The organism is Streptomyces sp. NBC_01571, from assembly GCF_026339875.1.
Lineage (GTDB): Bacteria > Actinomycetota > Actinomycetes > Streptomycetales > Streptomycetaceae > Streptomyces.
This window is the reverse complement of record NZ_JAPEPZ010000001.1, coordinates 9,421,120-9,435,514: the sequence shown is the minus strand read 5'-3', so window position 1 is coordinate 9,435,514 and position 14,395 is coordinate 9,421,120. Positions and strand designations below refer to the sequence as shown.

Below are 14,395 nucleotides of genomic sequence, written 5' to 3'. Positions count from 1 at the left end.
AATGGCATGTCCGAGCGGACCGAAAGCGCCACGCAGGTGTTCGTCGACCATCGCGAACTGCTCTTCGCGATCGTCTACAACATCCTCGGCAGCGTCGCCGACACCGAGGACGTCCTCCAGGAGGCCTGGCTGTCGTGGACGGGCCGCGCCCGGCGCGCACCGCTGGACGCGATCACCAACCCGCGCGCCTACCTCGTACGGATCGCCGTGAACCACGCGCTCGCGCGCCGCGCCGCGATCACCAGGCGCCGCGAGACGTATGTGGGGCCCTGGCTGCCGGAGCCGCTGCTCGACGAAGCGGCCCCCGACGACTCGACCGACCGCACCCTGCGCACCGAGTCGGTGTCACTGGCGATGCTGGTGGTCCTCGAGTCGCTCACCCCGCTGGAGCGGGCGGTCTTCGTCCTCAACGAGGTGTTCGGCTACGCGCACACCGAGATCGCGGAGGTCATCGACCGCAGTCCGGCGGCGGTGCGTCAGCTCGCGCACCGGGCGCGGGAACACGTGCATGCCCGCCGGCCGCTCTACCGGGCCCATCCCCGTGTCCGCCGCCAGGCGACCGAGCGGTTCGTCGAAGCGGCGCTCGGCGGGGACATCGCCGCGCTGATGGAGATCCTCGCGCCGGACGTGACCGTGTGGACGGACGGCGGTGGCAACGCGCCGGCGGGGCTGCGCCCGGTGCGCGGCCGGGACAAGGCGGCCCGGCTGTTCGCCGGTTACGCGGCTCGGCGCGGCGCCGGCCTCGACATCCGCTACCGCCGGGTCAACGGCGACGACTCCGCGGTGATCTTCGCGGGCGAGTCGCCGTACGCGGTCATGGTCATGGATCTCACCCCGGACGGCGAGCGGGTGTCCGACGTCTACATCGTCACCAACCCCGAGAAGCTGGCGCGCGTACGGCGGGCCGACGAGACCGACGCGACCGAGGAGGAACGCGCATGACGGACACCGGGAGCACAGGGAGGACGTCCTCCGGCGAGCGCCTCGCCGACTGGTTCGACGGCCGTCTGGGCCTCCACACCCTCGGCAGGCGGTATCTGCGCAAGGTCTTCCCGGACCACTGGTCCTTCCTGCTCGGCGAGATCTGCCTGTACAGCTTCGTGGTGCTCGTCCTCACCGGCGTGTACCTGACGCTGTTCTTCCATCCGTCCATGAACGAGGTGACGTACCACGGCGGTTACGTCCCGTTGAACGGCATCCGCATGTCGGAGGCGTACGCGTCCACGCTCGCCATCAGTTTCGACGTGCGCGGCGGGCTGCTGATCCGGCAGATCCACCACTGGGCCGCGCTGATCTTCCTGGCGGCGATGCTGACGCACATGATGCGGCACTTCTTCACGGGTTCGTTCCGCAAACCCCGTGAGCTGAACTGGGTGTTCGGCTGGACGCTGCTGCTCCTCGGCATGTTCGAGGGCCTGTTCGGCTACTCGCTGCCTGACGACCTGCTGTCCGGGACGGGACTGCGGTTCGTGGACGGGGCGCTGCTGTCGGTGCCGGTCGTCGGCACCTATCTGTCGTTCTTCCTGTTCGGCGGGGAGTTCCCCGGCCATGACATCGTGTCCCGCTTCTACTCGCTGCACGTCCTGCTGATCCCGGGGATCATGGCGGCGCTCGTCGTCGCGCATCTGATCCTCGTCGTGTACCACAAGCACACCCAGTTCGCGGGGCCGGGAAAGACCGAACGCAACGTCGTGGGGACGCCGTTCCTGCCGGTGTACCTGGCGAAGGCCGGCGGCTTCTTCTTCCTGGTGTCCGGGGTGATCACGCTGGTCGCGGCGGTCGCGACCGTCAACCCGGTCTGGGCGTACGGCCCCTACCGCGCCGACCAGGTGTCGACGGGCGCCCAGCCGGACTGGTACCTGGGCTTCGCCGAGGGCCTGGTGCGTGTCATGCCGGGCTGGGAGGTCCATGTCGCGGGGCACACGCTGGTGCTCGGCGTGCTCATCCCCGTCGTGGTCTTTCCGCTGCTCCTGGTCGCCATCGGCGTCTACCCGTTCCTCGAGGCCCGGTTCACGGGGGACCGGCGCGAGCATCATCTCCTGGACCGTCCACGCAACCGGCCGGTGCGTACGGCGATCGGGGCGGCGTGGATCAGCGTGTATCTGATCCTGCTCGCGGGCGGCGGCAACGACATCGTGGCGACCCGACTGCATCTGTCCATCAACAGCGTGACCTGGGCCGTGCGGGTCTCCCTGTTCGTCGTCCCGGTCCTCGTCCTCGTGGTGACGCGCCGCCTGTGTCTGGGGTTGCAGCAGCGGGACCGTGAACTGGTGGCGCACGGCCGTGCGACCGGCGTGATCACACGCCTGCCGCACGGCGAGTACGTCGAGGCGCACCGCCCGCTGGGCCCGGCCGAACTCCACACGCTGACCGAGCACGAGCATCGCGGGCGCTCAGACCACCGGGACCTCCAGCCTGCTGATGCGCAGCCCGCCGTCGGCGGCTCCAGGGTGCCCGCTGGTCAGGAGGATCCGCAGCCGTGACCCGCGGGTCCGGTCGAAGGTGATCACGGTCGGCGCGTCGGACGCGGTGGCCCAGTCGACCGACGCTCCCCTCACCGGGACGTACCGCTCGCCGTCCCACACGGAGACCTCGGCCGAGGCGGGCAGGGTGTGCGTCGCATCGACGGTGAAGGAGACCTCGACGCGGTCGACGGCGCGAGGGCGCGCCCAGGTGACCGAGACCCAGTCCTCGGGGCGGGCCCCGCTGAAGGCGGGCAGCAGGGCCGTGGCCGACTTGTAGAAGGCGTTGGACCAGCCGGTGGCCGCGTCACCGTCGAGCATGGCGGCCGGCAGGGAGTCCGGGCGTCCCGAGTAGCCGGCGTCCGCGAACGGGTAGGCGGGGGCACCGGGTCCCGGGTCGGGTTCGAAGCGGGCGGCCGGGGTGGTCGCCTTCGTGCGCGCCGCGGTGGCGGGCACGGAGACGGCGCCGCTCCGCAGCCCCTCGGAGCGGGCCGTCACCCGCAGTGCTCCGGGGCGCGTGCCGCTGCGGACGATCGCGAGGGCCTTGCCGTGGAAGGCGGTCCGGGTGCTCGCCTGATAGCGCTCGGCGCTCTCCTCCCGGCCGTTGTCGAGACCGGCGAGCGATCCGCCGTGGGCCTCGAACGCGATCAGGTGCTGGGCGTCGGGCACGACCACTCCCCGGGCGTCGACCACTTCCGCCGTCACGAACACCAGTGAACGGCCGTCCGCGGGAAGGGACTTGCGGTCGGCGGTGAGGCGGACCTCGTGCGGGGGGCCGGCGGTGCGCAGCACGTCGGTGGCGACGGTTCGGCCGTCGCGGCGGGCCACCGCCTTCAACTCACCGGGTGCGTAGGGCACGTTCCAGGTGAGGTGGAGTCTGCCCGCGCTGCCGTTGGGACTGGTGTAGCTGCCCGGGTAGGGGCCCGAGGTGAACGTCTTGTCGTCGCCGGTCGCCTCGGTGGTCTCCAGGTACGTACGGCCGTCGACGGTTCTCTTCGTGTCGAACTTCCGTGTACCGAGGGACTTTCCGTTGAGGAAGAGCTCCACGGTGTCGACGTTCGAGTATGCCCACACCTCGACCGTGTCGCCCCTGTCGTGGTTCCAGGTCATGGGCACCAGATGGACCATGGGTTCGCTCACCCACTGGCTCCGGAACAGGTGGTACATGTCCTTGGGGAAGCCCGCGGTGTCGACCGCGCCGAAGAAGGACGCCTTGACCGGGAAGACGTCGTACGGCGTGGGTTCGCCGATGTAGTCGATCCCCGACCAGAGGAACTGGCCCGCGAACCACTTCCGGTCCCGGTCCTTCTTGTGGCCGTACTCGCCGCTCATGGTCCAGGAGGCGAGGTTGTTGTCGTACGAGGAGGTCGCGCGGCGCCCCGGTGTGTGGTTCTCGCCGGTGTTGAGGTGCTCCGGCTCCTGGTAGGTGCCGCGGGTGGAGGTCTCGGAGGAGGACTCCGACTCGAAGAGGAAGAGGTGGGGGTAGGCGGCGTGCAGCGCGTCGACCGACTGTGCGGTGTTGTAGTTGAGGCCGAGCCCGTCGAGCTTGGCGAGCATGAGGTCGGCCGCGGAGCCCTTGGCGGGCACGCGGCGGTACTTGTCGGAGCCGATGACCAGGGGGCGGGTGTCGTCCGCGGCCCTGACGGCGCCGATGATCCGGTCGGCCATGGCCAGTCCGGCGGTGGAGGTGGAGTCGGGGATCTCGTTGCCGATGGACCACAGGACCACGGCGGGCGAGTTGCGGGCGGCGAGGACCATCTCGGTGGCGTCCTTCTCGCACCACTCGTCGAAGAAGCGGCCGTAGTCGTACCTCGTCTTGCCGGTCCGCCAGCAGTCGAAGGCTTCCACCATCATCACGATGCCCAGCTCCTCACAGACCTGGATCATCTGCGGGGAGGGCGGGTTGTGGGAGGTGCGGAAGGCGTTGACGCCCATCGACTTCATGATGGTCATCTGCCGGCGGACGGCGTCGATGCTGATCGCGGCGCCGAGGGCGCCCTGGTCGTGGTGGAGGTCGACGCCCTTGATCTTGGCGTGGGTGCCGTTGAGGTGGAAGCCCTCGTCCGGGTCGAAGCGGAAGGAGCGGATACCGAAGGACGTGCGGCAGGTGTCGACGGTGTTGCCGCCGACGCGCAGTTCGGTCTCCAGGGTGTAGCGGTGGCCGGGGGTCGCGAAGTCCCACAACCTCGGCCGTTCGACGACGAGTTCATGTGTCTCGTCGGCCCGGTCGCCGACCGTCGCGGTGGTGGATGCGCGGCCCGCGGTGCGGCCGTCGGGGTCGACGATCCGTGAGATCACCTGGACCTCGGTCGCGGCACCGGTCCGGTTGACCACGCTCGTCCGCGCCCTGACGACCGCCCGCCGCGCGGTGATGTCCGGTGTCGTGACGTGGGTGCCCCAGCGCTCGACGTGCACCGGTTCGGTGACCACGAGACGGGCCTCGCGGTAGATGCCGCTGCCCGAGTACCAGCGGCTGCTGGGGAGTTGGTTCTGGACCTTGACCGCGATGACGTTGGCGGTGCTGCCGTCCGTGTGCAGCAGCTCGGTGAGGTCGAGGGCGAACCCCGTGTATCCGTAGGGGTGGCGGCCGGCTTCGGTGCCGTTGCAGTAGACGTACGCGTCCATGTAGACGCCGTCGAACTCCACCGATATCCGCTTGCCGGTAAGTTCGGGCGGCAGGGTGAAGGCGATGCGGTACCAACCGAGGCCGCCCGGGAAGAAGCCGGTGCCGCTGGTGGTGCCGTGCTCCGTGGTGGGGGTCTGCTCGATGCTCCAGTCGTGCGGGACGGCCACCTCGCGCCAGGCCGAGTCGTCGTAGCCCGGCTGTGCCGCGCCCTCGTACGCCCCGGTCGGGTCGGTGACCCCGCCCGGATCGACCAGGGCGAAGCGCCAGCCGTCGTGGAGTTCGACGGTGCTGCGGCCCGTCGCGTGTCCGGACGAGGCCGCCCGGGCGTCGGTGGCGCCCACGAGCGCTCCGGCCGTGGGGGCGGCGGTTCCTGCGATCAATACCGATCTCCGAGTGACCGTCAAAGCGGCTCTCCCTCATCAAGGGCTCATAACTCATCACAACTGATCCTGAACAAACAGATTCTGACGGGGTGACACATGGACCCGTCAAGGGGCGGGCACCCACTTCCGTCCCGGGTGTCACCCCGTCCGGAACATGTCGCACCGATGCGCTCCTCGGCGGCCCGTGTGCGGGGTGCGTGACGCGCCCGCGCACGAGGCTGAGGCCCGAGTGACGCGTGTTCACCGCGAGTGTCCGTGAGGGAGTGGCGACGATGGCCCCGGTCCACCCCCTCGACGAGGCCTCCACGGCGCGGGCGGTCATCGACGCCGACGGCACCCTGCTCCGGTGGAGCGAGGGGGCCCGCCGTCTGCTGGGCCACGCTCCGGAAGAGGTCGAGGGCCGTCCCGTCTCCAGGCTGCTCGCCGACCGCGCCGACCTGCCGGGCGAACCGGGCGGAAGCCGCTGGAACGGCACCGTCGCCCTGCGCCACCGCGACGGACACTCCCTCCCCGTATGGCTGCCGGCCCACCGCAGGCAGTCGCCGGACGGCGGCCCCGTCAGCTGGCTGGTGGTCACACCGCTGGAACCCAGGGACCCCCGCGAGCCGGGAGATCCACTGACCACGGCGGCGCCGCTGCAGTCCCCGTGTCCCGTGGCCGTCTACGACGAGCGGCTGCGCCTGTTCGCCGTGAACGACGCCATGCCCGACGTCATCGGTCTGCCCGAAGCCCTCATCCAGGGCCCGCGGATCTCCGAGATCGGCGGCAAGGAGGAGAGCGAGAAGCTGGAGACCCATCTACGCGACGTGCTCGTCTCCGGAATCGGACGCGACGTCGAGACGTACCTGCGGGCGGGCGGCGAGTACAACGCGCACGCCTGGCCGGCCCGGATCGCCCCGCTGACCGACTCCGGAGGCAAGGTCGTGGGGGTGTGTCTGGCCGCGCACGACTTCAGCGAGCACCATCTCGCCCGGGAGCGCCTGCAACTCGTCAACGAGGCCGGCGTACGCATCGGCACCTCGCTCGACGTCACCCGAACGGCCCAGGAACTCGCCGACGTCTGCGTGCCCGTCCTGGCCGACTTCGTCAGCGTCGATCTGCTGGACGCGCCGGAGCACGGGGGCGAACCCCCCGTCGGGCCGCCGCCCACACCCGTAGCACTGCGTCGCGTCGCCCACCGGTCGGTCCACCCCGGTACCCCCGAGGCCGTGCTCAAGCCGGGACAGGTGGACGTCTACCCCGCCGCCTCAGCGCAGGCCGACTCGCTGAGGGCCGGCCGGACGATCGTGGTGCCCGACGACACCGGCACCCTGACGGAGTGGCTCTCCTGCGACGCGCCGCGGGGCGAACGCGCCGCGGAGTACGGGGTCCACGCCGTCATGTGCGTACCGATCACGGCAGCGGGCCAGACCCTCGGCGTCGCCGTCCTCGCCCGCTGCCGGCGCCCCGATCCCTTCACCGCCGACGACGTGCTGCTCGCCGAGGAGGTGACGGCCCGGGCCGCCGTCTGCATCGACAACGCACGCCGCTACTCCCGCGAGCGCGAGACCGCGCTCTCCCTGCAACGCAGCCTGCTGCCACGGAAACTGCCGCGCACGGCCGCCCTGGAGGCCGCCTCCCGCTGTCTTCCCGCCGCACGGGCCGGGGTGGGCGGCGACTGGTTCGACGTGATCCCGCTGTCCGGGATGCGGGTGGCGGTGGTCGTCGGCGACGTCGTCGGCCACGGCGTCCAGGCCTCAGCGACCATGTGCCGGCTGCGCACGGCCGTCCGGACACTCGCCGACCTCGACCTCGCCCCGGACGAACTGCTCACCCACCTGGACGACCTCGTCGTACGGCTGTCCGCGGAGGCCGGCTCGGAGGACACCACGGCCGAAGTCGGCGCCACCTGCCTGTACGCGGTGTACGACCCGGTCACACGGCGCTGCACGCTCGCGCGCGCCGGCCATCCACCGCCCGTCATGCTTCCGCCGGGCGGCCCGGCCCGGCAGGTCTACGTCCCCGCGGGCCCGCCGCTCGGGCTGGGCGGTCTGCCCTTCGAGTCCGTCGAACTCGCCCTCCCCGAGGGCACGGTGCTCGCCCTCTACACCGACGGACTGCTGGACGACCGCGACCGCGACCCCGCCATCAACCTCGACCTGCTGTGCGCGCGCTGGAGCGGTCCGCGGACTCCCTGGACGGGGCCTGCCACGCGATCCTCCAGGCCCTGCTGCCCGCCGGCGGGGCCCCGGACGACGTGGCCCTGTTGCTCGCCCGGACCCACGGGCTGCCGTCCTCGCGGGTGGCGACCTGGAACGTTTCCGCCGACCCGGCCCTGGTGGCGCCGATCCGCGGCCAGGTCGTGGAACAGCTCGACAGCTGGGAACTGAGCCGGGCCGCGTTCACGGCCGAACTCGTGGTGAGCGAGCTGGTCACGAACGCGGTCCGGTACGGCGACGCGCCCATCGGGCTGCGGCTCATCCACGACGCGGACACGTTGATCTTCGAGGTCTCCGACAGCAGCCACACCGCGCCGCATCTGCGCCGGGCCAGGACCTTCGACGAGGGCGGGCGCGGGCTGCTGCTGGTCGCCCAGCTCACCCAGCGCTGGGGCAGCAGGCACACAGCCGACGGAAAGACGATCTGGGCCGAGCTGAGCCTGCTCCCAGAGGTCTGACCGGCCCCTGGGTCCGAACCGCCGCCGGAGGGACGCGCTCCCGGAGGTCTGACCGCGTCCCGTCGGGGCAGGTGGTGCGGCATCTGATGTGATGGACGGGCACCCGATCGTGCCCTGGAGGACCGAACCCTGAACACCCCGCTCGCCGAAACACTCTCCGTCGTACTGCTCGCCGCCGTGCTCGTCTGCGCGGTGGTGCGGCCGTTCGGCTGGCCCGAGGCGGTCGTCGCGGTCCCGGCCGCCCTGCTGGTGATGGCCACCGGCGCGATCTCCTGGGACCACGCGCGCGAGGAGGCCGCGCACCTGGGGCCGGTGATCGGTTTCCTGGCGGCCGTACTGGTGCTCGCCAGGTTCTGTGACGACGAAGGCCTCTTCCACGCGTGCGGCGCCTGGATGGCGCGCTGGGCCGCGGGGCGGCCCCGGCGCCTGCTCACCGCGGTCTTCGCGCTCGCCTCCGCGATCACCGCGGTGCTCAGCCTCGACGCCACCATCGTGCTGCTCACGCCCGTCGTCTTCGCCACCGCGGCCCGGATGGGCGCCCGCCCCAAACCGCACGTGTACGCCTGCACGCACCTGTCGAACACGGCCTCGCTGCTGCTCCCGGTCTCCAACCTCACCAACCTGCTGGCGTTCACCGCGAGCGGGCTGAGCTTCACCCGGTTCGCCGCGCTGATGGTCCTTCCGTGGCTGGTCGCGATCGGCGCCGAGTACGTGGTCTTCCGGCGCTTCTTCGCCCGTGACCTGGCCGCCGCCGCTCCGCAGCCCACCCTCGACGAGCCGCCGGAGCTCCCGCTGTTCGCGCTGGTCACGGTGGGATGCACGCTGGCCGGTTTCGTCGTCGCCTCCGCGGTCGGGATCGATCCGGCATGGTCGGCGGCGGCCGGGGCGCTGGTGCTCGCCGTTCGTGCGACGGTGCGTGGGCGCGCCACCGTGCTCACCGTCGTCCGGGCCGCCGCTCCGGCCTTCCTGGCCTTCGTCCTCGCCCTGGGCGTCGTCGTCCGCGCGGTGGTCGACAACGGACTCTCCGACGCCCTCGGCCGGATCCTGCCGGACGGCAGCGGGCTGCCCGCGCTGCTCGGGATCGCGGCGCTCGCCGCCGTCCTCGCCAATCTGATCAACAACCTGCCCGCGGTGCTGGTGCTGCTGCCGCTCGCCGCCACGTCCGGCTCCGGCGCGGTGCTGGCCGTCCTGCTCGGCGTCAACATCGGCCCCAACCTCACCTACGCCGGTTCCCTGGCGACCCTGCTGTGGCGGCGTATCGTCCACCAGCACGAACACGGCGTCGACCTCAAGGAGTTCACCCGGCTCGGCCTGATCGCCGTGCCGGCCGCGCTGGTCCCCGCCGTACTGGCACTGTGGACCTCGCTCCACGTCATCGGAGGCTGAACGGAGGACGCTGCCCATGCGGGTGATCGCCTGGCTCGTCGAAGGGACCTGGCCGGCTTGTGTGGACGCGGTGCGCGAGCACGCGCCGCGGGCCACGGAGGTCGTGCTGCTGCACGTCAGCGAGCCGGGGGTGCCCGGTCTGGCGCACGGCGCCTTCGCCGGACTGCTCGGCCGGGGGCACCGGGAGCGCGACCCCGAGGCCCTGCTGGAAGACCTCAGCGCCTCCTCGGCCGTTCAGCTGCTCGACGCGGCGGCCGAGCGGCTGGGGCGCCCCTGCGACCGTCTGGAGCGCGCCGGCCGCGCCGAACGGGAGGTGGTCGCCGCCTCCGACGGCGCCGATCTGCTCGTGCTCGCCCGCGACGGCGACCGGGCCCGCCTCGGTCCGCACAGTCTGGGCCCGGCCGGACGGTTCGTCGTCGACCACGCGCCCTGTCCCGTCCTGCTGGTCTGGCCGGAGTCGGCTCCGGACGTCACGACCTTGCCGCCGCCTCCCCCGCACCACCCCTAGCGGTACCACGGCGGTAGGCGCCCGGCGGGGTCCCGTAGCGCTGCCGGAAGGTCCGCTGGAAGTGGGGGGCGCTGGTGAACCCGGAGACCGCGGCCACCCGTTCCACCGGGAGTTCGGTGACCTCCAGAAGCCGGGCGGCGTGCAGCAGCCGGGCCTCGCGCAACGCCCGCATCGGGGACCGGCCGAGCTGCTCGGTGAAGAGGTGCGCGAACCGCGACGGCGAGAGCGCGACCGCCCCGGCCAGCGAGCGGACGGTGTGCGCGGCGCCCGGGTCGGCAGCCATCAGCGCCTCCGCCCGCAGCACACGGGCGTCCACCCCTGGCCTGACGCCCTCCGCCCGGGCCGTGCCGAGCAGCACGATCTCCTCCAGGGAGCACAGGGCCAGTTCCCTGGCCGCGGTGCCATGCGCGACCGCGACCGCGCCGTCGGCCGGTTCCGCGCCACCGGGCGGCTCGCCGTCCCCCGTCCAGCGGGCGTCGGTGAGCATCCGCCGGAACGCCGACCCGATGCGTTCCCGGCTCCGGGCGGGCCGCACGGCGTACACCCCGTCGTCGAGGGCGTACGGCCGCAGCCACCGGTCCCAGGACGGCCTGGCGCGACAGTGCGCCCACCAGAACGCCCAGTGGCCGGCGCCCGGTTCGACGCCGTAGCGGTGCGGTACGCCGGGTCCCAGGACCACCAGGTCGCCCGCGCCGGCCGTCGTCCGTGTCGCGCCCTGCCGAAGGCTGCCCCGTCCGGCCGTGGTCCAGGTGAACAGCCAGCTGTCGCTGCCGTACGGCCGGTGGACGCGGTATCCCGACCGCTGGTCGTAGCGTCCGACGGTCACCAGGCCCGGCGGCGGGGACGGGACAGCAGGCTCGGGCAGGACGTCAGCACGCACGGGCATCCTCCGGGAAGGGTCGTCGGCCTAGCTTTGGGCACCTCGCACCCCGAGCGGAAGGGACGGTCGGATGACGGTCACGGACAGGAGCGGACGGGCCTCGGGCTCGTGGGAGCACGAGTTCGCGGAGAACGGCTTCGTGGTGCTCCGCGGGCTGTTCACCGGCGCCGAGATCGACGAGCTGTGCGCCGAGTTCACGGCGCTGCACGCCGCCGGGCCGGTGCCGGGGCACTTCGAGCCCCGCGCGACGGACACCGGCGGCCCGGCCGATCCGCTGCACGGCCACCCGCGGGTGATGCATCCGCACCGCATCAACGCGCTGTCCCGGAGCACGCTGCTCGATCCCCGGCTGCGGGTCGTCCTCGAAGACCTGTTGGGCGAGGAGGTCCTGGCCGCGCAGAGCATGTTCTACTTCAAGCCGCCCGGCGCCCGTGGCCAGGCGCTGCACCAGGACAACTTCTATCTGCGGGTGGAGCCGGGCACCTGTGTGGCCGCCTGGATCGCCTGCGACACGATCGACCGGGACAACGGCGGTCTGGAAGTCGTGCCGGGCACCCACCGGATGGACCTGTTCTGTCCTCAGGAAGCGGACGAGGAGCTGTCCTTCGTACGCGAGTACGTGCCGCCGCCGCCCGGTCTGGTGGCCGTGCCGGTCGACATGGCACCGGGCGACGTGCTGTTCTTCAACGGCAGCCTGGTGCACGGCTCGGGCCCCAACCGCAGCGCCGACCGCTTCCGCCGCTCCTTCATCGGCCACTATGTCGGGCGGTCCACGGCCCGCATCGGCGGCCACTACCGCACCCTGACGATGAGCGGCGAGCCGGTCGCCCTGCCCGAGAGCGAGGGCGCCGGCCCGTGCGGCAACGAGTTCTCCTCTGAACCACCGGAGGCAGCACGGCAGCTGCCGGTGAGCCAGCGGCGATTTCGTGGACCGACCTCATAGCTGGTGCGTTCGTGACTGGTGATCCGAAGTTGCGCCCGCCCCACGGCTGGGTCAGGTCGGCTTGACCGCCAGCGTCGCAAAATAGTGCGACATGTATTGAGCGGATGCGTTGGACTGGTGCGGCGCTTCCGCGAAGCCGGTGAGGACGAACCCCGCGGCGAGTTGCCCGCCGATCTGGTCGGTGAGGGTGTGGCTGTATTCAAGAGCGGCATCCGCGCCGAACTTCGCGGCGCGTTCCTCGGCGGAGTACTGCGTGACATCGCTGTAGGGCAGCTTGTGCACGACGATCAGCTCGCCGCGCTCGTCGAGCGCCTCGTGGTCGAACAAGTACGCATCAGGGTTGAGGAAGCCCACGAGGAGCGTTCCGCCCGGTCGCAGGACGCGGAAGCACTCACGCCACACCGGTGCCAAGTCCGGTACGAACAGGTTGGAGACCGGCTGGAATACGACGTCGAATGTTGCGTCGCCGAAGGCGCTGAGGTCGCGCATGTCGCCCAGGACGGTGCGCAGCTCGAGTCCGTCGCGCGCCGCCACCATCTGGTCCTGGCCGAGCTGGCGGGGTGAGTTGTCGAATACGGTGACCCGCGCCCCCGCGGCGGCGAGGATCGGACCCTGCTGGCCACCGCCGGAGGCCAGGCACAACACGTCCTTGCCGGTCAGGTCCGCCGGCAGCCAGGAGCGGTCGACCGGCTCACGCCCGATGAGAACAATCGACCAGTCGCCCATGCGGGCGCGCTCGACATCCTCAGCACTCACCGGCCTCGACCACTCGTTGCCCTCTTGGACATACTTGTCCCAGGCTGCCCGATTGTGGGCAGCGGGGTCGACAACAATGTCCTGCACGTCCAACTCCCTGCTTCAGCCAAGCGGACACCTGCGGTACTGACGGTTCGGTGCCGCCAGCCAACACGATCGCAGGGCGCGGGCTCAACGAAATTTGCGGGCATCGAGGTGTCCACGGCGAGCGACGCCGGCACGCCGGCTCGTCGCAGCGCCGGCGGCGCCCGGCAACCGCCTCGTACCGTTTGCCACGTCCATGGCTCTTCCGGAAGCACCACCAACCCAGTTGGTCCATTCCCTACGACCGGATCGTGGCTGCTGTTGTCACCAGCCGGCGGCTCCGCGAAGAAGGCGGCCACGGGTTCGATCCCGACCCCGTCCGCGTCCAGGAGGACGAACGGCTCCCATCGATCTCCCGTCTCTGCCGGCTGTCCTGGCCTTGGGCAGCACGAAGCTCGCCAACTCCCTCTCGGGATCACGTCCAAGCATCCACGGAAGCCAGCAGAAGGACCGTCTGAGCTGCGAAAATGATCGAGTTGGTTCAGTCAACGGTTCGCCGCCGCGTCCCCCACCGATGTCACGCCCCCGGTTCGGGCAGCGCGGGCCGGAGCGGGGCCGAGGGGGATCCGGTGAGCGCTTCGGCGGCGAAGGCGAGGAGCGCGTCCGCGACCGCGCCGGGGTTCTCGAAGAGCATCGCGTGCGTGCCGTCGATCCCGACGACCCGCACGCGGGCCCGCTGTTCGGCGAGCGCGGCGAGATCCCTGTCGAGCCCCTTCCCGTACGCCGTCATCAGGTCGTCGAACCACTCCTTGCCCGGTACCGGGGGCACCGGGCGGAGTGCGCGCCCGAGCAGCAGCGGTCGGTCCATCCGGGCGAAGAGGCCGAACACGTCGAGCGAGTCGATCTCGGCCAGCATCTCGAGCGCGTGCTCGCGCCGCGGTCTCAACTCGAGCCGCCCGTCCGGCGTGTGGTGCACGGCGCGCAGCAGCGCCGTCTCCAACAGCTCGTAGGGAACGCCGAGTTGTCCGGACAGGGCGCGCTGCTGGGCGAGCAGTGTCTGCAGGCCGTCGACGGGCAGCGGTCCGTCCGGCAGCGCGGCCTTCGCCAACTTTCCGACCTGGACGAGACGTTCGGCGACATGCGCCGGGTCGAGGTCCACGTACTGGTCGGGGCGGCCCCATCCGTATCCGTCCAGGTTCGCCGCGCCGGGCGTGACCTCCGGGTGGTCCACCGCGTACCGTACCGCGATCATCCCGCCGAGCGAGTGTCCGACCGGGAGGGCGCCGGGGAGGCCGTACTCCTCGAGGACCCCCTCGATGTCGTCGACCACCCGGGGCAGGCTCCAGGTTCCGGAGGGCGAGAGACCGTGTCCGCGCAGGTCGACGGCGAGCACCCGGTGCCGAGGGGTCAGGAGAGGGGCGACGGCGGCCCAGTCGGCCAGCGTGCGGCCCGCTCCGTGCAGCAGGAGCAGTGGCGGGCCGTCGCCCCCGTGGTCGTGGACGGCCAGTGCGATACGGTCTCCGGTCATGTCCTGACAATAGGGCTCGGGGCGGGGCTCCCGGCGGACATCGCGTGTCGGCGGCCACCCCACGGCCCTCCCGGGCGGGCGCGGCCTTGACGCGAGCGGCTTGGAAGCGCTTTGATCCTGGCGTGCCGAGGCGTGCAGCCGGGCACCCAGAGGTGCGCCCAGCCGGTAACGGACACGGTTCAAGTCCGGCCAAAGTCGCCAGGATCGCGGGAGCGTCCGAGGCGGGGTCGTACTCGCGATTGA

Annotated in this window: 9 protein-coding genes and 1 pseudogene; 6 read left to right on the top strand and 4 right to left on the bottom strand. The window is 71.5% G+C overall.

What is annotated here, in order from left to right:
• The first annotated feature begins 6 nt into the window (after window positions 1-6).
• Entirely contained in the window at window positions 7-942 is a 936-nt protein-coding gene (sigJ, locus tag OHB41_RS42140) for an RNA polymerase sigma factor SigJ (RefSeq protein ID WP_266705247.1), read from the top strand.
• Window positions 939-2,483: a cytochrome bc1 complex cytochrome b subunit gene (qcrB, locus tag OHB41_RS42135; protein WP_266705245.1), complete on the top strand. Its 1,545-nt coding sequence runs from the start codon at window positions 939-941 to the stop codon at window positions 2,481-2,483. Before sigJ ends, qcrB begins: the two co-directional genes overlap by 4 nt.
• Here the strand turns inward: qcrB and OHB41_RS42130 are convergent.
• A complete protein-coding gene (locus OHB41_RS42130; protein ID WP_266705243.1) occupies window positions 2,394-5,492 on the bottom strand; it encodes a glycoside hydrolase family 2 TIM barrel-domain containing protein in 3,099 nt (1,032 codons plus the stop codon). The genes qcrB and OHB41_RS42130 overlap by 90 nt on opposite strands.
• A gap of 251 nt (window positions 5,493-5,743) precedes the next feature.
• Here OHB41_RS42130 and OHB41_RS42125 point away from each other — a divergent pair.
• The 3 genes and pseudogenes from OHB41_RS42125 (at window position 5,744) to OHB41_RS42115 (ending at window position 10,021) form a co-directional block, all read left to right on the top strand.
• Window positions 5,744-8,127, top strand: a pseudogene (locus OHB41_RS42125) (SpoIIE family protein phosphatase).
• Window positions 8,128-8,241: 114 nt separating this feature from the next.
• Entirely contained in the window at window positions 8,242-9,513 is a 1,272-nt protein-coding gene (locus OHB41_RS42120) for an arsenic transporter (protein ID WP_266706541.1), read from the top strand.
• A gap of 16 nt (window positions 9,514-9,529) precedes the next feature.
• Window positions 9,530-10,021 carry a universal stress protein gene (locus tag OHB41_RS42115; RefSeq protein ID WP_266705241.1) on the top strand — a complete coding sequence of 164 codons (492 nt, stop codon included), beginning with the start codon at window positions 9,530-9,532 and terminating at the stop codon, window positions 10,019-10,021.
• Here OHB41_RS42115 and OHB41_RS42110 read toward each other — a convergent pair.
• Entirely contained in the window at window positions 9,984-10,907 is a 924-nt protein-coding gene (locus OHB41_RS42110) for a helix-turn-helix domain-containing protein (protein WP_266705239.1), read from the bottom strand. The genes OHB41_RS42115 and OHB41_RS42110 overlap by 38 nt on opposite strands.
• A 64-nt stretch (window positions 10,908-10,971) precedes the next feature.
• On the opposite strand from OHB41_RS42110, the gene OHB41_RS42105 reads away from it, so the two are divergent.
• The gene (locus tag OHB41_RS42105; protein ID WP_266705238.1) at window positions 10,972-11,844 is read left to right on the top strand and encodes a phytanoyl-CoA dioxygenase family protein; all 873 of its coding nucleotides are present in this window, start codon (window positions 10,972-10,974) and stop codon (window positions 11,842-11,844) included.
• A gap of 51 nt (window positions 11,845-11,895) precedes the next feature.
• On the opposite strand, the gene OHB41_RS42100 is transcribed toward OHB41_RS42105, so the two are convergent.
• On the bottom strand, window positions 11,896-12,687 hold the full coding sequence (locus OHB41_RS42100; RefSeq protein ID WP_266705237.1) for a class I SAM-dependent methyltransferase: 792 nt from the start codon (window positions 12,685-12,687) through the stop codon (window positions 11,896-11,898).
• 514 nt (window positions 12,688-13,201) lie between these two features.
• Entirely contained in the window at window positions 13,202-14,152 is a 951-nt protein-coding gene (locus tag OHB41_RS42095; RefSeq protein ID WP_266705236.1) for an alpha/beta hydrolase, read from the bottom strand.
• Window positions 14,153-14,395: the final 243 nt, after the last annotated feature.

Bases quoted from the DNA above. Each gene is read 5' to 3' on its own strand.
- sigJ (WP_266705247.1), top strand. From the start codon at position 7: ATGTCCGAGCGGACCGAAAGCGCCACGCAGGTGTTCGTCGACCATCGC.
- qcrB (WP_266705245.1), top strand. From the start codon at position 939: ATGACGGACACCGGGAGCACAGGGAGGACGTCCTCCGGCGAGCGCCTC.
- OHB41_RS42115 (WP_266705241.1), top strand. From the start codon at position 9,530: ATGCGGGTGATCGCCTGGCTCGTCGAAGGGACCTGGCCGGCTTGTGTG.
- OHB41_RS42110 (WP_266705239.1), bottom strand. From the start codon at position 10,907: ATGCCCGTGCGTGCTGACGTCCTGCCCGAGCCTGCTGTCCCGTCCCCG.
- OHB41_RS42105 (WP_266705238.1), top strand. From the start codon at position 10,972: ATGACGGTCACGGACAGGAGCGGACGGGCCTCGGGCTCGTGGGAGCAC.
- OHB41_RS42095 (WP_266705236.1), bottom strand. From the start codon at position 14,152: ATGACCGGAGACCGTATCGCACTGGCCGTCCACGACCACGGGGGCGAC.